We start from the raw sequence: 18400 nt of genomic DNA on the forward strand, positions 1-18400 counted from the left end.
ATGGTGGGATGCCTCGGCACGTCCGCGGCTCTCAGACCTCTCCACCCGTCATACGATCCAGGAGGATTCCCATGGCAGGAACGAATCAGGGCATCATCGAGCCCCCCATCGACAGCCTTCTCCAGAAGGTGGACTCGAAGTACCAGCTCGTGATCTTCGCGTCCAAGCGCGCACGTCAGATCAACGACTACTACTCCGACCTGCACGAGGGGAACCTGTTCGACAACGTGGGCCCGCTCGTCGACTCGACCGTCGAGGACAAGCCGCTCACGATCGCGATGCACGAGATCCACGAGGACAAGCTGCGTCTGCGCGCGCTCGACTGACTTCTGTGACCTTCTGATGCCCCCGGCGCGGCGCTGTCCGCCTCCGGGGGCATACTGGTGCCTGCACTCATCCGACCTGGAGCATCGATGACCGAACTGCGTCTGTTCACGTCCGAATCCGTCACCGAGGGGCACCCCGACAAGATCTGCGACCAGATCTCCGACAGCATCCTCGACGCGATCCTCGCCGAAGACCCGCGCGGCCGGGTGGCCGTCGAGACCCTGGTCACGACCGGGCTCGTGCACGTCGCGGGCGAGGTGTCGACGTCCGCGTACGTCGAGATCCCCGCGATCGTCCGCTCGGTGGTGAACCGCATCGGCTACACCTCGAGCGAGACGGGCTTCGACGGCGACTCCTGCGGTGTCAGCGTGTCGATCGGCGCGCAGTCGTCCGACATCGCGGCGGGCGTCGACAAGGCGTTCGAACGCCGGGAGGACGGGTCCGAGGACCCGACCGACCTCCAGGGTGCCGGTGACCAGGGCATCATGTTCGGCTACGCGACCACCGAGACGCCGCAGCTCATGCCGATGGCGGCATGGACGGCGCACCGCATCGCGGAGCGCCTCGCCGAGGTGCGCCGGTCGGGCGAGCTCCCGTTCCTCCGTCCGGACGGCAAGACGCAGGTGACGCTCGGCTACGACGGATCCACGCCCCGCACCGTCGAGTCCGTCGTGCTCTCCACCCAGCACCAGCCCGACATCTCCCAGAAGGCGCTGCGCGCGGCCGTGCGCGCCGAGGTCATCGACCCGGTGCTCGAGTCGACCGGCCTCGAACTCCCGGACGTGAAGTACTACATCAATCCCGCGGGCCCGTTCGTCACGGGCGGCCCCAAGGGCGACGCCGGGCTGACGGGGCGAAAGATCATCATCGACACCTACGGCGGCGCCTCGCGTCACGGCGGTGGCGCGTTCAGCGGCAAGGACCCGTCGAAGGTCGACCGCTCGGCGGCCTACGCCATGCGCTGGGTCGCCAAGAACGCGGTCGCGGCCGGGCTCGCCGAGCGCCTCGAGGTGCAGGTGGCGTACGCCATCGGCAAGGCGAAGCCCGTCGGCCTGTACGTCGAGACGTTCGGCACGGGGCGCGTCTCCGAAGAGGCGATCACACGAGCGATCCTCGAGGTCTTCGATCTGCGGCCCAAGGCGATCATCGACCAGCTCGACCTGCTGCGCCCGATCTACGCCAAGACCGCCGCGTACGGTCACTTCGGCCGCGAGCTCCCCGAGTTCACGTGGGAGCGCACCGACCGCGCCGACGACCTGCGCGCCGCCGCCGGGCTCTGACGTGACCCGGCGCTTCCGCGGAGGCCGCAGGTGACCGCGCGGAGGGTCGCGCGCGTGCTGATCGACTCTCCGCTCCCGCAGCTCGACCGACTCTTCGACTACGAGATCCCCGCCGAGTTCGCGGACACGGCGCTCCCGGGCGTCCGCGTGCGCGTGCCGCTGCGCACGGCCGGCCGGGTGGTGGACGGCTACCTGGTGGAGTCGGGGGAGCCGGATGCCTCGGACCGCCCGCTCTCGGAGCTCGACGCGGTCGTGTCGCCGGTTCCGGTGCTCCCTGCACGCCTGTACGCGCTGGCGCGTCGCTGCGCCGACCGCGCCGCCGGGTCGGCGAGCGACATCCTGCGCCTCGCGATTCCGAAGCGGATGGTGCGCGCCGAGAAGGCCTGGCTCGCTGCGGGGGATGTGGAGAGTCCCGTCGTCGACTCGGATCACCTCACGTGGGCGAACGGCGTTCTCGACGCGTTCCCGGGGCTCGCCACGGCGATCGACGCGGGGGAGCGCCTCGCCGTCGACCCCACGCCAGCCCCTGCGCTCCTGGCGGACGGATCGCCGGTCGGCACCTGGGCACTTCTGCTCGCGGCCGCCGCCGTGCAGACGCTGGCGGCGGGACGCAGTGCCGTGCTCGTCGTGCCCGACCATCGGGACCGCGCCCAGCTCGAAGCCGCGCTCGAGGGGAGGATCCCCGTGACCGCGCTCGTGCGCGACGACTCCCGGCAGAGCTCGCCCGCCCGGTACGGCGCCTTCCTGCGGACCCTCGCGGCCTCTCCCTGCGTCGTGATCGGAAATCGGTCGGCGGTGTACGCGCCCGTGCACGAGCTCGGGCTGGTCGCGGTGTGGGACGACGGTGACCCGCTTCTCGGCGAGCCGCTGAGTCCGGGCGTGCACGCCCGCGACGCGGCGCTGCTCCGGCAGGAGCTCGAGGGCGGCGCCCTCGTGTTCGCCGGTCACACCCGCACCACCGACGTCGAGCGGCTCGTCGCGGTGGGCTGGGTCCGGGAGTGCCCGGCGACGCGTCGCATCAGCCCCCGCGTCGTCCTGAGCGCGACGCGTGAGGGCGAGTCGCGCGGCGCTCGCGTGCCGTCGGCCGCCTTCGCAGCGGCACGCGAGGCCCTCACGCTGGGTCCGGTGCTCGTCCAGGTGGCGCGCCCGGGGTATGCCCCCGTGCTCGTCTGCGCCGAATGCCGGCATCCGGCCCGCTGTCCCCACTGCGGCGGACCGCTCCACGCCGCCCGCCAGGGTGCGGTCCCGACGTGCACCTGGTGCGGTCGAGCGACCCCCGCATGGACGTGCTCGGAATGCTCGTCGACGCGGCTGCGCATGGCCTCGTCGGGGAGCGAGCGCACCGCCGACGAGCTCGGACGTGCGTTCCCGGGCGTGCGCGTGGTCATCGCCGACGGCGACCACCCCGTGACGGCGGTCGATGCGCGCCCTGCCCTGGTCGTCGCGACGCGCGGCGCAGAGCCCCTCGCGGCGGGCGGCTATCGCGCCGTCATCCTCCTGGACGGCGATCGGATGCTGCTCGCCGACGAGCTGCGGATCGGAGAGTCCTGCCTGCGCTGGTGGTCCAATGCCGCCGCCCTCGCCGCGCCGGGCGCACCCGTGCATCTGGTCGGCGTCGCAGGCGCGGTCGCGCGGGCGCTGGCGACCTGGACCCAGGCCGCGTATGCACGCGCAGAACTCGCAGACCGTGCCCCGCTGAGGATGCCGCCGACCGTGCGGGTCGCGTCGATCGACGGCGCCCGCGCCGCCGTCGATGCGGCACTGACCGCGCTGCGCTCAGCCGTGCCCGAGCTCGATCGCGACGCGGTCCTCGGGCCGCTGCCACGCGACGAGGGCGTGCGCGCGCTGATCCGCTTCGAGTACGCCCTCGGACCCCGCGTGGCGGAGAGCCTGCGAGCCGCCGTCGTGAACCACGCGATCAAGGGGAGACGGCCCGCGAAGGGGCGCGCCCCGGGCATGCGCAATACACTGAAAGTTCGGGTCGACGTGCCCGATCTGGACTTGTGAGGAACCCCATGCGTCTCGTCTTCGCCGGTACGCCGGAGCCGGCGGTGCCGTCGCTGCGCCGGCTGGCGGCATCCGATCACGACCTTGCCGCCGTGATCACGCGACGCGATGCGCCGCTCGGCCGCAAGCGCGTGCTCACGCCCTCGCCGGTGGCCGCCGCGGCGGACGACCTCGGTCTGCACGCGATCAAGGCCGACCGTCTCGATGCGGAGGCGACCGACCGGATCACCGCTCTGCGGCCCGACCTCGGCGTGATCGTGGCCTACGGCGGTCTGGTTCGCGAGCCGCTCCTCTCCACGCCGGTCCACGGCTGGATCAACCTGCACTTCTCGCTCCTTCCACGGTGGCGGGGCGCCGCTCCGGTGCAGCACGCGCTGATCGCGGGCGATGCCGAGACCGGTGTGAGCGTCTTCCGCCTCGTGCCCGAGCTCGACGCCGGCGACGTGTACGCCGACCGCGCGCATCCGATCCGCGACGACGCCACGGCGGGGGAGCTGCTCACCGCACTGGCGGAGGACGGCGCCGACCTGCTGCTCTCCGTGGTGGATGCGATCGCCGACGGCACCGCGGTCACCCGCCCGCAGACCGGCGAGGCGACGTATGCGGGCAAGCTCGGCGACGACGACGGCGCCGTGCACTGGGCCGAACCCCGAGCGGCTGTACTGGGCCGCATCCGCGGCGTCACGCCCGAACCCGGCGCGCACACGACCGTCGACGGCAGCCGCGTGAAGATCCTCGCCGTGCATCGCGCTGCCGACGACGCGCCCGCGCTGGAGCCCGGACGCATGGTCATTCAGCAGCGGGAGCTGCTCGTCGGCACCGGCACACGGCCCGTCGTACTCGACTCCGTCCAGCCCGCGGGCAAGGGGCCGATGCGCGCCGCGGACTGGTGGCGCGGACTGCGCAGCGACGGTCCGGTGGCCGGATCGTGAGCGCCGCCGCGGCATCGCGCCGTGTCGCGTACGACACGATCCGCGCCGTTCACGAATCCGACGCGTACGCGAACCTCCTGCTTCCGACCCTGATCTCGCGGGCGGGCCTCTCCACGGCGGACGCCGCGCTGGCGACCGAGCTCACCTACGGCACGCTGCGACGGCAGGGCACCTACGACGCTGTCATCGCGATCGCCGCCGACCGACTCATTCTCGACATCGACCCCGCCGTGCTCGACGCGCTCCGACTCGGCGTGCACCAGCTGCTCTCGACCCGCGTCGCCTCGCACGCAGCCGTCAACGAGTCGGTCGAGCTGGCACGATCTGCCGGCGGACGCGGCGCCGCCGGATTCGCGAACGCCGTGCTCCGGCGTATCTCCCGCGATACGCCGGGCGACTGGATGAACCGCGTCGCCGACGGCGCCCGCTCCGACGACGAGCAGCTGGGGCTGCTGTTCTCCCACCCCGTGTGGGTCGTCCGCGCATTCCGGCGTGCGCTGGCCGCCGAGGGCCGGACCGACGAGCTCGAAGCTCTCCTCACCGCCGACAACGCGTCGCCCCGGGTCACCATGGCGGCCCTTCCGGGGCTCGCCGAGATTCCCGGCGACGCCCGCCGCACGCCGTTCTCGCCCGTCGGTTTCCGCCTGGCGGGCGGCGATCCCGAGGGCATCATCCGCGCCTCGTCAGGCCGCGTCCGCGTGCAGGACGAGGGATCGCAGCTCGCCGCGCTCGCCTTGACCCGCGCGCTGCCGGTGCGCGAGGGCGAGCGGTGGCTCGACCTGTGCGCCGGACCCGGCGGCAAGACGGCGATGCTCGCCGCCGAAGCGCTGGCGCACGGCGCACGCCTCGAGGCGAATGAGATCTCACCCGCACGCGCAGGACTGGTCCGCCGGGCGATCGAAGGCGTGCCGCTCGAGGTCCCGGTCTCGGAGCAGGACGGCAGAGAGCGCACCGCCGAGACGCCCGAGACCTACGACCGGATTCTCGTCGACGCTCCCTGCACGGGCCTCGGCGCCCTCCGACGCCGGCCCGAGGCGCGGTGGCGGAAGGCGCCCGCCGACGTGCCCGGGCTGACGGAGCTGCAGCGGGAACTGCTCACCGGGGCGGTCTCGGCGCTCAAGCGTGGGGGCGTCGTCGCCTACGTGACCTGCTCACCGCACCTGGCGGAGACCTCAGGCGTCGTGGCCGAGGTGCGCCGCGAATGGGGTGCGGCGCTCGAGGAGCTCTCGGCGCGCGACGTGATCACCGCGCTCGCGGACAGCGATCCTGCGCTCGCTCCGCAGACGGACGGCTCCGGTCGCGCGCAGCTGTGGCCCCACCGCCACAACACGGATGCGATGTCGATCTCGCTGTTGCGACGGGTCTAGCCCGGCGCTCACTCCAGCAGCCAGATCCACTCCGGCAGATCGTCGAACTCGCCGCGGAGCGCGATGAGTGCGCCCGGGTGCGTACGTACGAGTTCGCGCGCATCCACGGTGAGCGGCTCGCCGTCGGGAAGCGATGAGGCCACTTCACGCAGGACCGCGACGATCCGCTCGGCGCCGGAGAAGCCGAGTTCGCCGCCGAGACGCACGATGCGGCCGCCGTCGTCGCCGTGCAGGGTCATGGCGGGCGAGGCGACGCTCTCGTGGGGCTCGAGCAGATGCATCCCGAATCGCTCGGACGCCGCCTCGACCAGGGCGACCGCGCGCACACTGTTGCCGTGCGCGTCCAGTCGAGGGCTGAAGGCGGCCACGCCGAACTGCGAGGGCGCGACGGCCATCAGGCCGCCGCTGACGCCGCTCTTCGCGGGCAGGCCCACCCGGAGCAGCCACTCGCCGGAGAAGTCGTACATCCCGCAGCTGGACATGATCGACAGCACATCGCGTGCGACGCGCTCCCCGACGACGCGCTGGCCGGTCACCGGATTGACCCCGCCGAAGGCGAGCGTCGCGGCCATGAGCGCGAGATCGCGCACGCTCACGAGCACCGAGCACTGCCGGAAGTAGGTCTCGACCGCGACCTCGACGGATCCGTCGATCACGCCGTGGGACTTGAGCAGGTGGGCCAGCGCGCGGTTGCGCTCGCCCGTCGCCGACTCCGACGAGTAGACCGATTCGTCGATCCAGAGCGACCGGCCGGCGAACGCCGACAGCATCTCGACGATGCGCGCCGTGCGCGTTTCGACATCATCGCCCGGGATGAGCGCGGAGGTCGCGATCGCGCCGGCGTTGATCATCGGGTTCGACGGTCGCCCGGTGACCGGTTCGAGGCTGATCGCGTTGAACGGCTCGCCGCTCGGCTCCGCCCCCACGCGCTGCAGCACGGCATCGAGTCCGTGAACCTCCAGCGCCAGGGCGAGGACGAACGGCTTGGAGATGGACTGGATGGTGAACTCGGCGTGGTCGTCGCCGACCGAGCGCACGCGCCCCCGCGGACCGACCACGGCGAAGGCCAGTCGCTCCGGGTCGGCCGTCGCGAGTTCCGGGATATAGGCGGCGGGAGCACCGGCATCGCCGGGCCGGATCTCTTCGAGTACGTCGGCGAGCAGCGCCGTGATGGGGTCCACGGCTCGACCATAATGGACGCGTGCCCCTCCGCGACGAGAACGGCCGCGATGGCGGCATCCGCATCAATCCGAGCATCCTCGCAGCCGACTTCGTCAACATGCAGTCCGAGCTCGCGCGCATCGCCGCCGCCGACTTCGTGCACGTGGATGTGATGGACAATCATTTCGTGCCGAACCTCACCTTCGGCCCGCAGATGGTGGAGCGCATCCAGGCGACCAGCCCGGTGCCGCTGGACGTGCACCTGATGATCGCCGACCCTGACCGGTGGGCTCCGGGGTATGCGGAGCTGGGCGCGGCATCGGTGACCTTCCATCTCGAGGCGGCCACCGAACCGGTCGCTCTCGCACGGCGGTTGCGCGACATCGGCGCCCGCGCCGGGGTCGCCGTGAAGCCCGCGACCCCCGTCGAGGGCCTCTTCGACCTGCTCGATGACTTCGACCAGATCCTCGTGATGACCGTCGAACCCGGGTTCGGCGGGCAGTCGTTCATGCCCGAGACCATGCCGAAGCTGCGACGGCTGGCCGACGAGGCCCGTCGGCGCGGGTCGTCGGTGTGGCTGCAGGTGGACGGCGGCATCGGCGAGTCCACGATCGCGCAGGCCGCCGAAGCCGGAGCCGATACGTTCGTCGCCGGTTCAGCGGTGTTCGGCGCGAGCGACCCCGGCACAGCGATCGCCGGTCTGCGGGCATCGGCCGCACAGCACCGGCACACTCACTGAGGACCGGGGGAGTCCTCCGCCCGCTCACGCAGCAGTCGGGCGGCCTCAGCGATCTTCGCGGCGAACCGCTCCTCGGGCGAGGGCCCGTCGGCGGCGAAGCGGGCGCGAAGGGCGCGAGCCTCGACCTCCGCACGGCGACGCTCCTCCGGATCGGCCGACATGAGCCGGCGAGCGAGGCCGAGGCCGTCGCGCGCAGCCGCCTCGAGGGCGCCCGTCAGCGCCGTGCCGTCGTGCAGGAGTTCGTCCGCCGGCACGCCGGCTCGCTGCGCGAGCCACTCCACGCCGGGGCCGTGCGCAGGTACCGTGCTGCCATCCGTCATGGGGTCCTCCTCATTCGATCCCGGCGAGAGCCCGCAGCGCGCCCGTGGACAGCGCGATGTCGACCTCGGCTGTGGTGGTGCTGACGTGGACGCGCTCCGGGTGGGGTGTGATGTCGAGTCCCGAGACCGTCAGGATGCAGGCGTCTGCCGCGCCCGCGCAGACGAACGCACCGTCGGCGCGCGCGAGGCGCGCATTCAGCGCCAGGACACGGTCGTCGTCCCGCGTGACGACGGCGCCGCGCAGGACCCCATCGTCGACGACCGCCGCTGCCGCGTCGTCGAGAGGATTCCCCGACACGTCGATCACCTGGAGCCCTGTGGGGACATCGGCGGGGGCGACGGACGAGAGCCGGCAGTTGCGAACGACGACGACCTGGACGCCGACGGGCAGAACCCCATCGAGCGACACGAGATCGGAGTGCTCGATCGCAAGCAGACGGAGGGAAGGAAGCCGTCCGACTCGGCGATAGTCGCCGGCACTGCACCCGATGAGACTGAGCGTGCGCAACGAGGTCAGCGTCTCGAGTCCCTCGAGGTCCCGGGCATGCATCACGACGAGGTCCTCGAGCGCGGCAGGATCTGCGTCCGGTGCCACTTCCCCGATCGCGACCATTTCGGCGATGGCCCGTTCAAGATCCTCGCTCAGCATCACTCAGCCTCCGTCGCCGCGATCGCCGCCGCGAACGCTGCGCCGATCCGCTGCCAATTGAGTCGTTGCCGCAGCGCGAGCTGTGCCACGGTCAGCGGGCGGTCGACGCCGTCGCCGCAACGGTAGAACATCCCGATCGGTCGATCCAGGACCGAGTCCGGGAACATATGGGTGCTGCCGTCCCAGACTCGCGTCGGCACGAGGGACTGCAGATGGCGGAGGTAGCCGACCGCGCCGAGGCCGTTCTGCGCGGTGAACTCCGCCCGCAGCCAATCGTGGAAGGGTCGCGACGGCACGGTGCCGAGGAACTCCCGCGCACGAGGCGCGCTCCGGAACGCTCCTTCGTGGCCCGAGAACTCCGTCGTCGTTGCTACTCCGCCCGAGACTCCGCGAGCGGGGACGGTGTCCACCTGCGGTGGGAAGAGCACGTGGGGGGTGGGGGATCGCAGGGTGTTCTGCGCCGTGATCCAGCGGAGTCCGTTTCGCACATCGCCGGTCGAGGCGGCGCCGACGGCCGTCTCGATGACCCGCGGGATGTAGCCCGTGGGAATCCATTCGTGGGTTCCGCGCTGGACACCGCGGAAGAGCCCTTTGAGATAGTCCTTGGTCGCGTCGCTCGCGCTCCACACCTGGAGCAGTTGGGACCATGTGATCTGCGCGGAGTTGTCGACGAGGGCGCGCAGGAACGGGACGATGCCGCCCTCGCGTTCGACGGCGGTGCGCACCAGCGGATTGATGGAGTCGCCCGGGATGCCGACGAAAGCCCCCCACCGCCCGCCGTCGGTGGTGAACGTCATGCCCTCGATCTGGTCGCGCAGCGCCGAGTTGTCGGCGGCAGAGATCTTGCCGCGCGCCATGGTCCTCATCGCAGCGACGGTGTCCTCGCCGAAGGCGCGCAGCACTCCGGCGCGCACGCGGTGAGCGGGCTCGGGGGAGTCCGTCTCGAGCGCGTGGTTGCGGAAGGCCCCCGTCGAGGCGGATCGCTGCTGCCCGGTGTTCTGGCTGCCGACGAGGAAGTAGGGGAGCAGTTGGCGGTGCGTGGCGCCGCTGCGGGCGAACGCCACGGCACCCGTGCGGGTGGCGACGGACATGTCCCAGATGGGTGTGACGCCATCGGAGGTCAGCTTCGGCGCGGTGATGGGACGCTCCCACTGCCCCTGGATCGTGTCGAGGTAGGACGCCGTATGGCCGGGAAGCGCGCCGGCGATATCCGCGAGATAGGTCTCCGGATCGACATCCTCGAAGATCGTGAAGAGGCGGGTCAGCATGCCGGAGATCGCGCGCTCGCGGTTCTCGAGCGCATCGTCGGACGGCGGCTCGTTCTCGTCGCTCTCGTCGGCCGCCGCCTGCAGGAACAGCGCCGCAAGGCGGTCTCCCTCCTCGCTCGCCTCATTCGCGACGGTCTCGAGGTTCCCGAGAGTCGTGGATGCCTCGGCTCGGAGCGCGGCGTCCGCCGGCTCCCCGGCGGACACCTTCGCCCGCCACTGTGCGATCTTGTTCGTGATCGGCTCGGGCACGGACGCGACCATGAGCGTGGCATCCGATCCGGCGACGTCGAACCACAGGCGATGACTCTCACCCCCGCCGCTGAATCGCACCGTCGTGCCGAGCTCCTCGTCGTCGTTGTCGTCGTCGCCGGGCTCGTCCTCGCCGCCGATGCCCAGACGTCGCAGCAGCGCGCGCGCCTGGGTGACGATGAAGCCGACCACGCGATCGATGATCCCGAGCACGTACGTCTGCAGCCGGGTGATGACCTCGGCGACCTGATCGGGAAGGTCGCCGAGCCCCAGCATCCCGGCGAGGAAGTCGATCGCGACGACGAGCATCGACGCGAGTGCCCGCTCGACGGTCTGCGCGAGGCCCGCGATGTTGCCGGCCATGACGTTGGCGATCCCGCCCACGATGGCCTGCACGAACGCGAAGATCCGTGCCGCGTTGCGGAAGATCCACGCGCACACCTGGTAGATGAGTCTGATCGCCTGGGCGACGGCGCCGGCGGGGTTCAGCAGCGAGAAGATGTACTGCGCGACCTGGACGATGAGGGTCTCGGTGATGTACTCGATCGCCGCGTCGAGGATCATCCCGACGACGTTCTCGGGCGCCAGCTGCTCCTTGATCATGTTGACCAGGCCCTGTGGACCCTGGGTGATCAGCACGGACAGGATCTGCCACGCGCCCTCGAGGATCTCCACCGCGGTGGGCCCGACGTGGCGCACCAGGATCTCCCGCACATTCGGCCACGTGATGCCCATCAGCTGCAGCGCGAAGGTCATGAGAGACAGCGCGTCGTAGCTCGTCGGCATCGGAATCGGCGTCCTGAGGCCGGAGAAGAGCCAGTTCCAGAAGCCGGAGAGGAGGTGCGTGCCGATGTTGTCGAAGAACTGCTGGAAGCCCTGCTTGACGCCGGCGACGAGGTTGTTGATGAACGTCTCGGGGTCCTCGGCGATGTCGGCGGCGACCTGCTCGATCTGCGCGAGGAGCGACCAGAATGCTCCGGGAGGGATGCCGACGAGGCGAAGGAGGCCGTTGATGATCGCCCGCACCGGATCGTCGATGAACTCCTCGATCGCCGCGACCACCCGGCCGATGAGACCGCCGGCCTCCTGCCTCTTGGCTTCCACCGCGGCATGCGCTTCATTGACCGCCGTGATCGCTCGCGAGGAGACGTCGTTCACGAAGCTCGTCTGCGCCTGCGTCACCCGGGCGTCGAGCGCGTCGAGCCGCCCTGCGAACCTGGCCCGCTCCTGCGCGGCCCACTCGGGGAACTCCGCCTCCATCTGGCTGAAGAGGCCGTCGATGTCCTCCCGCGCGGTGCGGATGACCGTCTGCGCGGCGGCGATCACCGCATTCACGTCGCTCGAGATCGAGAGCAGGAGATCGCATACCCCGTCGCCGAATGTCCGCTCGGCACGGTTGTACTCGTCGGTGACCCACCCCGGAAGTCCCGCCACATAGTCGCCGATCGCGACGATCGTTCCGACGACACCGGAGTGGCGCTCGTCGATCCAGCGCTGCACCCGGTCGAGCGAGTCGTGGAACTCGCGCGAGAGCCGTGCCAGCCCGGCATCCCACTGCGCGAGAGCGGTGCGGCTGAGCGGAGTCAGGAGGGTCTCGACCTGGCGCTGCGCCGCATCGAACACGGCCTGCGCCCGCTGCGACACCCCGTCCCGGGTGTTCACCTCGGTTCCCGTCGCGGCCTCCGACGCGGCGCCCGTGTCGGTGACCGCACCGCCCCGCGCGGTGCGCATCGCCGCGAGAGCCTGCTGCTGGAGGGCGGCCATGTCGCCCTGGGCGGCGTCGATGGCCGTCTGCTCCTCGGCGTGGATCTCCTCGGGGGTGCGCTGGGCGAGCTCGCCGAGCTCCCCGCGCGCGGCCCGCGCCCCCTCGAAAGGGCCGTCCGGGATCTCGCGCGTGACCCGCGTGTCGATACCGGAATCGGCGATCCGCTGATCCGTCGCGGCGACGTCCGCGTCGAGGTTCGTGTTCTCCGGCGGGATCGCGTCGGGCGCCGCGGACGCGGCGGCGACGCCCATTCCTGCCGATGCGGGCTCTGCCGGCGTCACCGGTGTCGGCGTGAGGGCCGGCGTCCCCGCGGGCGGAGACGCCAGCTCGTCGTACGCCCCGCTGACCGTCGTGACCTGCCCGTCGACCGATCCAGTCACCGTCGCGCCGGCGTCGCGCGCCTGCTGGGTGGGATCGGCCTCGAGCAGCGCGTCCTCGTCTTCCGGCCGGTTCTCGCGGATCGCCGTGCGGATGCGCTCGCACAGCTCGACGATCTCCGGGCTCGGGGCGGGCCGCTCACCGAGCTCGGCGGCGAGGTCCTCACGGGCTCGCGCCGCAGTCTCGGTCACCGGCTCGGCGACAGCGCCGCGCGCGGCATCCGTCATCTCACCTGCCGACGGCAGGTCCGTTGCGGAGCGCGCAGCGCCTCCCGCGCCCCCCGCAACCGCGCCGCCGCGGGCTGCCGCCGCGGGACCGGGCGCCGTCGGAGCCTCGGGCATCAGTACCGCGACGGGCGGTGGTGCCGCCTCGCCCTCCGGGGCGGCACCGCCCGTCGGGGCGCCGTCCGCCGCGGGGCCGCCGGGGCCGCCTGCCGCTGCGTCGGTGGCGGCGGTGGCTTCACCGGACTCGGCGGGCGGTTGCGCTTCGGCCGCCGCGGTCGGGCCCGGCGCCCCATCGGGCACAGTCGCCGGTACGAGCTCCGTCGACGCGGCGGGCACCGTCCCGCCACCGTCGCTGTCGGTGCTCGGAGGCGGCGGGGCGGGGTCGGTGTGCACCGGGCCGGAGCGCTGCGCGAGGACGGCGCGCACGACCGCATCGAGCAATGCGAGAGCGGCAGGGGTCTCCTCTCCGTATGCGCCGGGGGCGAAGAAGGCGTCGGCTCCCGCTGTCGAGGCCGGGGCATCCGTCAGCTCGGCATCGGGATGCACGACGACCGGGCCGAGGTCGACGCCGAGGAGTCCGCGGTAGAGCTCGACGATGCGCGGACTCAGCGGTCTCCCCTCGGATACGGCGCCCGCGGGGAGTCCGATCGTGACGGTGCCCGCACCGCGGGCGAGAGCGAGTGAGGGATCCACCGAGATCACCGTCTCGGCGGGCAGCGCGGACACGTCGAGCACGAGATCGGAGCCCCGCAGCGCGGCCCGGGGCGCGATCATCGCGTCGTCGGGAGTCCAGCCCGTCATGGTCCACGTCGTCTCGCCGAGTCCGAGTCCGACCACGCCGAGCCGCGCCCGCACGGCGAGCCGGCCGTCGAACGCGCCCTGTGCGTCGAAGGAGGCGCGCGCGGTGAGATCGAGGAAGGGCCGCCGCGCCGTCAGCACCACCTCGCCGCCGCCGGGACCCCACTCCGCCTGGACGGCGTCGAATCCGCCCGCCTCCTGTCCGTCGATCGCGACCACGCCGGGCAACTCGAGCGGGCGGGGGACACTGCGCAGAATGCTCGGCTCGGCTGCCGCGGGCGAGTCCCGGGCCGCGTCCGCGGGCGAGCGCGCGGTGCGCTCGGTGGTCTCGCGGGTCGACGTCGCGGGGGTCACGACGGGACCGTCCTCCCTGCCTTCGCGTACTGGCGCCGCACCGCGGTGACGAGAAGGTCGTGGGACACGGCGGCATCGGAGGCGGCGGCGAGATACGCGGCCTCGATCGCGGCATCCCGGATCTGCGCCCCCGTCAGCGCGAAGCGCTCCGCCAGCACGTCGAAGGCCACGTCGGCGGAGACGGGCGTCCGCGACGGCAGGATGCCGCGCCAGATGCGCTCGCGCTCGGCGCGTCCGGGCGCAGGGAATTCGATCATCACGGCGATCCGCCGCTGGAATGCCTGGTCGATGTTGGCCAGCAGGTTGCTGGTGAGGATCACGACCCCCGGGTGGCTCTCGACGCGGGTGAGCAGGTACGACACCTCCTGGTTCGCGTATCTGTCGTGCGCGTCGGAGACCTCGGTGCGAGTGCCGAACACCGCGTCGGCTTCGTCGAAGACCAGCACGCAGTGCTCGCGCGCAGCGCGGTCGAACACCTTGGCGAGCGCTTTCTCCGTCTCGCCGATGTACTTGGAGACGAGCGCGGACAGGTCGATGATGTACGCGGGCAGGCCGACGGCGCCGGCGACGGCGGCCGCCGTCATGGTCTTGCCGGTCCCGGGCGGTCCGTGGAAGAGCGCGATGACCCCGGAGGCCCCGTCGTGATGGGCGGCGAAGCCCCAGTCGTCGCTCACCCGTTCCCGCAGGCGGATGCGCGCCTCGAGCTCGCGCAGCTGGTCGGAGGTGCGCGCGGGGACCACGACGTCCGTCATGGAGTGGACCGTGGCGAGGGGCCGCGCCGGGAAGTCGGGCGTCACCGTCTGCGCCGGGGGAGCGAGACCGAGCACCCACGCGCGCAGGGCGGGCTCGGGCCGCAGCACGCCGTCGAGACCGTCTGCGCCGTCGACGACCAGCAGGCCGCTTCGCCGCAGCGCGCCGTGCTCCGACAGCAGTGCGTTCGCGTCGAGCCGGCCCGCGAAGGAGCGCGCGACGAGCGTCCGCGCCACCTCGCCGGTGAGGCCCGTCACGCCCGGCCGGTCTGTGAGCAGGCCGAACGCGACGGCGAAGCGCTCGTCGACCGACGGGGCGATGGCCGCGAGCAGCACGAGGGCCTCGGGAGCGGTCAGCCCTGCCACGCCGATCGCCGCAGCCAGCGGTCCGGTTCCCTCGTACCGCGAGAGCGGCGGGATGCCCTCGTCGCCGGTCTCGATCGACAGCGGGCGACCGGTGATCCCGCCGCGCCGCTCCTCGAGCCGCAGCTGAACCACACCGTCGAGCATCTCGATCGCGGCCCGCAGCTCGGCGACGGCCGTGCGCGCGTCGACCCGCGCGGTCACGGCCGGAACCTCACGGTCACGGGGCGGCACCACGGCAGCGCGAACAGCCCGAACGGATAGGGAAGCGCGTCGAGCACGACGTCCAGCGGCCGCGCGTGTGCGAGGAGCAGCGCAGGATCACGGCCGGTGTCGAGCAGGCCGGGTCGTTCCAGCCACTCCCGACGGATGAACGCCGCACTCGAGGTCCCGAAGCCGGGCAGCAGCGACGCGAACGAGCGCACCACGCCGTCGGCGGCATCCCGCATCGTCGCGGTGTCGTATCTCGGCGCGGACACGGCGGGGTCGCCCTCACGCACCCCCGCCAGGTGCCGCACGAGCACGTCGTCCACCAGATCCGGGTCGTCCGGGTCGACGAGTGCCGCGAGTGCGGCGGCGCGCACCGACGCGGGGGGCTCGAAAGGGAATGCATCGACGGCGCCGCGGCAGTGGTCGGCGAGCCAGGGGTAGAGGAGCGCGAGCCCGGCCGCCCGGGTCACCTGGTCGAGATCGACGGACTCGTCGGCGCCCCCGTCGCGCACGAGGTCGGCGAGGGCATCGGCGAGAAAGGCGAGGGCGCGGGAGCGCTCTGCCTCCGCGGCGGCGGCCGCCTCGACGGGATCCGGATGCGGGGGAGGTGCGTCCGGTCGCGGGGTGCCGGTTGCCGGCCGGACCTCGGGCACGGGGACCCGCGGAGCGGAGGTGTCACCCGTTCGGCGCGGGGCCGGCGCATCCCCGCGGCGAGGCCGTCTGCGCAGCTCGTCCTCGAGCGCTTCACGGATGCGCGCCCCGAGTTCGACGTCGCCAGGGTCCGCGACACCGCCGCCCGCTCCTGATGACGCGCGGGCCGCCAGGCGCAGCGCACCCACCGGCACCGGCCCGCGCGGCCAGGAGCTCTCCGCCCACGCGAGGACGCGCCGCCGCACGGCTTCCGCGTCCCGTTCGGAACGCGGACCGGTGGGCGCCGTGGTTCGGCCGGGCAGAGCGGCATCGCTCGCACGCCGTCGCGTCGGCACGCCCTCCGCGATCAGGGCGGCGCGGATCGCATCCGCCCAGACCGCCGCGATCGCCTCGTCATCCAGCGCCAGCACGTCCTCGTCGATGGACACGACGATCGCGTCGATCTCCGCGTCGTCGACATCGCCGAGCGCGCGGTCGAGCGCGACGGGCAGCGTGCGCGCGGCGATCCGCGCGAGCCGGCCGGTCCCGACACCGCGCAGACGGATGCGATCGACGACGACGTCCGTCACCCGAAGCGCCCCTTGATCTCGCGGAACTGCACGTCGAGCTTCCGGCCGAGCTCCGGCTCGACGCCGGATGCCTTCACCATCGTGCGCATCGTGTCGAGCAGGTCGACCGTCGCCATGCCGAGATCGGCCGGCGTGCCGCCGGCGACCGCCACCTCGAAGTCCGCCTGGCTGCGCTGCACCGCAGAGATGTACCGCTGGAAGTTCGGGTTCTGTGCCTCGGTGGTGCTCATGAGGTCGACCGCCGTGCGGGTGAACTCGGCGATCCCCGAGGCGATGTCGGGGTCGATCGTCCTGACGCCCCCCTCGAACTGGCGCGTTCCGACCCGGCCCTCGAGGACCGCAAGGCGCTCGCCCACGTTGTCGACCTTCTCGATGCGCTGTTCGAGCGAGCCGAGGCGGACACCGTAGCCGCTGAGGTCGAAGTCACCCCCGCGGAAGGCGAGGAACTCGCCCTGCAGCCCTCCGAGCGACTGCTCGAACGTACCGAGCTTGCCGTCCATGACGTCGAGCGACACCGCGACGGAGCCCGACAGAGAGGCCACCTGCGCGACGGCGGCGTCGGCCTTGCCGAGAGCCGCCTCGGCCTGCGGCACGATGGTCCCGATCTGCTTCGCCGTGTGCACGGCGGCGACGCGGCCGGTCGCGACGACCCGGCCGGTCTCGTCCGCGACGACGACGATCTTGTCGCTCGGGCTCGCCGCGCCGGCGGGCATGTAGCCGTCGAGGCCCTTGAGCCCCGCGGCATCCGTCACGAGGATGTCGGGCGTGCCTCCGCGCACGAGGATCTCGTCGGCGATCTTGACCGCCACCGCGTCTTTGTCGAATCCGAGGACCCCGCCGAAGCCGAGCACCCCGTCCTCGAACACGTTGCGCTTCTCGATCCCGTAGATGTCCTCGACGAGGTCGACGTAGTCGATCGGCGGCGGGTTCCACACCGGGACCTTGGGATCGATGTTCACCCACCAGTCGCGCCACTTGTCGGGGATCAGCACGGGAGGATCCAGGGGGAGCAGGCACTTGTAGCCGATCCAGTACTTCCCCTTCTTGCAGAAGTCGAGCGGCCCGACGCCGCCACCGCCCGACGGAGGCGTGGGCGGCGGGTCGGGCGGGGCGTATCCGGCCAGCAGGCCCTCGACCTGGTCGCGGTAGGCACCGAGAGGATCGCTGCACGTACCGCCGAGGAACGCTTCGGTGAACCCCCGCGGCGGCTCCCACGCGTGGCGGTACGCGCAGTCGAAGACCCACGCGCCCGAGACCTGGTGCACCCACCCGAGCACCACGCCGGGCGGGGTCGCGTCGCGCAATGCGGCGATGCGCAGCAGTGCCTCTGCGCGCAGGAGGTCCAGAGTCGCGAAGAGCACGAGGTTGATCCAGCCCGCCTTGTACCCCTTCACTCCCGCGAGATCGGATGCTGCGATCGAGGTGCCCTCGAGCTGATTGATCAGGGCGTCCGAAACGAACGACGGTGCGCTCCCATTGCGCAGGCGCGTCACGATCGCATCCCGCAGCGCGACGTACGAACCCTGCGGCTGCGAGGTGAGGGACAGCCGCATCGGCTCGACGGCGAGCAGCGGCTCGCTCGAGAAGTCGAAGCGCGCACCGCTCACGCGCCCGGCGACCACGCGCAGCGCGACGCCGGCGGTGTGCGTGGTCGCGTGGCCCGCGCAGTCCGTCTCGGTGCAGGGTGCGGGAGCAGTCTCGACGTCGGTGGCCTCCGCGACGACGCTGAACCCGCCCGCCGTCGCCTCGATGAACGGATACGCGATGGTGTCGGGCGTGCGCGGGAAGGTGAACGACTGCGGTGTCGTGAGCACCAGGGGCTCACCGCCCTGATCGAGGGCGAGGCCGGGCTGGATCGTGAGAGTGGTGCCGGCGAATGCCCCGCTCAGCCCCGCGTTCACGCCGAATCCGATCATCCGGGCGACGAGGGTGTCCCGGTGACGGACGTGCGCGGTGAGCGCGTTGAGCTCGGCCGCGGTGAGGGTCTGGCCCTCGGCATACTCCGGGTAGTCGTTGACGGTCATCGTCCTGCCTTCCGCC

13 protein-coding genes are annotated in these 18400 nt (G+C 72.1%); 6 read left to right on the forward strand and 7 right to left on the reverse strand.

From position 1 onward, the window contains the following. Positions 1-71: 71 nt before the first annotated feature. From rpoZ to ASD93_RS05880, 5 genes are all read left to right on the forward strand, one after another. A complete protein-coding gene (gene rpoZ, locus ASD93_RS05860; RefSeq protein ID WP_056120052.1) occupies positions 72-326 on the forward strand; it encodes a DNA-directed RNA polymerase subunit omega in 255 nt (84 codons plus the stop codon). An 87-nt stretch (positions 327-413) separates the two neighbouring features. Next, positions 414-1607 carry a methionine adenosyltransferase gene (gene metK / locus ASD93_RS05865; RefSeq protein WP_056120055.1) on the forward strand — a complete coding sequence of 398 codons (1194 nt, stop codon included), beginning with the start codon at positions 414-416 and terminating at the stop codon, positions 1605-1607. 30 nt (positions 1608-1637) lie between these two features. Beyond that, entirely contained in the window at positions 1638-3614 is a 1977-nt protein-coding gene (locus tag ASD93_RS05870; protein WP_056120057.1) for a hypothetical protein, read from the forward strand. An 8-nt stretch (positions 3615-3622) separates the two neighbouring features. Then, the gene (fmt, locus tag ASD93_RS05875) at positions 3623-4546 is read left to right on the forward strand and encodes a methionyl-tRNA formyltransferase (RefSeq protein ID WP_056120060.1); all 924 of its coding nucleotides are present in this window, start codon (positions 3623-3625) and stop codon (positions 4544-4546) included. Next, positions 4543-5913 (forward strand): RsmB/NOP family class I SAM-dependent RNA methyltransferase, encoded by a 1371-nt coding sequence (locus ASD93_RS05880; RefSeq protein ID WP_056120067.1) that lies wholly within the window; start codon positions 4543-4545, stop codon positions 5911-5913. Before fmt ends, ASD93_RS05880 begins: the two co-directional genes overlap by 4 nt. Before the next feature lie 8 nt (positions 5914-5921). On the opposite strand, the gene glsA is transcribed toward ASD93_RS05880, so the two are convergent. After that, entirely contained in the window at positions 5922-7094 is a 1173-nt protein-coding gene (gene glsA, locus ASD93_RS05885) for a glutaminase A (RefSeq protein ID WP_056120071.1), read from the reverse strand. Between the two features lie 20 nt (positions 7095-7114). Here glsA and rpe point away from each other — a divergent pair, with 20 nt between their 5' ends. Continuing rightward, positions 7115-7813, forward strand: a complete 699-nt coding sequence (rpe, locus tag ASD93_RS05890) for a ribulose-phosphate 3-epimerase (protein ID WP_056120073.1) — start codon at positions 7115-7117, stop codon at positions 7811-7813. Here the strand turns inward: rpe and ASD93_RS05895 are convergent. The 6 genes from ASD93_RS05895 to ASD93_RS05920 are packed head-to-tail and all read right to left on the reverse strand — an operon-like array spanning position 7807 to position 18384. Next, entirely contained in the window at positions 7807-8133 is a 327-nt protein-coding gene (locus ASD93_RS05895; protein ID WP_056120076.1) for a hypothetical protein, read from the reverse strand. The two genes, rpe and ASD93_RS05895, sit on opposite strands and share 7 nt — an antisense overlap. Positions 8134-8143: 10 nt before the next feature. Then, on the reverse strand, positions 8144-8782 hold the full coding sequence (locus ASD93_RS05900; RefSeq protein WP_157536879.1) for a hypothetical protein: 639 nt from the start codon (positions 8780-8782) through the stop codon (positions 8144-8146). Continuing rightward, a complete protein-coding gene (locus ASD93_RS05905; protein ID WP_056120084.1) occupies positions 8782-13818 on the reverse strand; it encodes a hypothetical protein in 5037 nt (1678 codons plus the stop codon). Before ASD93_RS05905 ends, ASD93_RS05900 begins: the two co-directional genes overlap by 1 nt. Then, the gene (locus tag ASD93_RS05910; protein ID WP_056120086.1) at positions 13815-15134 is read right to left on the reverse strand and encodes an ATP-binding protein; all 1320 of its coding nucleotides are present in this window, start codon (positions 15132-15134) and stop codon (positions 13815-13817) included. The genes ASD93_RS05905 and ASD93_RS05910 overlap by 4 nt, the downstream gene beginning before the upstream one ends. Then, positions 15131-16360: a contractile injection system tape measure protein gene (locus ASD93_RS05915; RefSeq protein ID WP_056120089.1), complete on the reverse strand. Its 1230-nt coding sequence runs from the start codon at positions 16358-16360 to the stop codon at positions 15131-15133. Before ASD93_RS05915 ends, ASD93_RS05910 begins: the two co-directional genes overlap by 4 nt. After that, positions 16357-18384, reverse strand: coding sequence for a hypothetical protein (locus ASD93_RS05920; protein ID WP_056120091.1), 2028 nt, complete (start codon positions 18382-18384; stop codon positions 16357-16359). Before ASD93_RS05920 ends, ASD93_RS05915 begins: the two co-directional genes overlap by 4 nt. Between the last annotated feature and the right edge of the window lie 16 nt (positions 18385-18400).

The organism is Microbacterium sp. Root180 (assembly GCF_001428485.1).
In the GTDB taxonomy this organism is placed as follows: Bacteria; Actinomycetota; Actinomycetes; order Actinomycetales; family Microbacteriaceae; genus Microbacterium.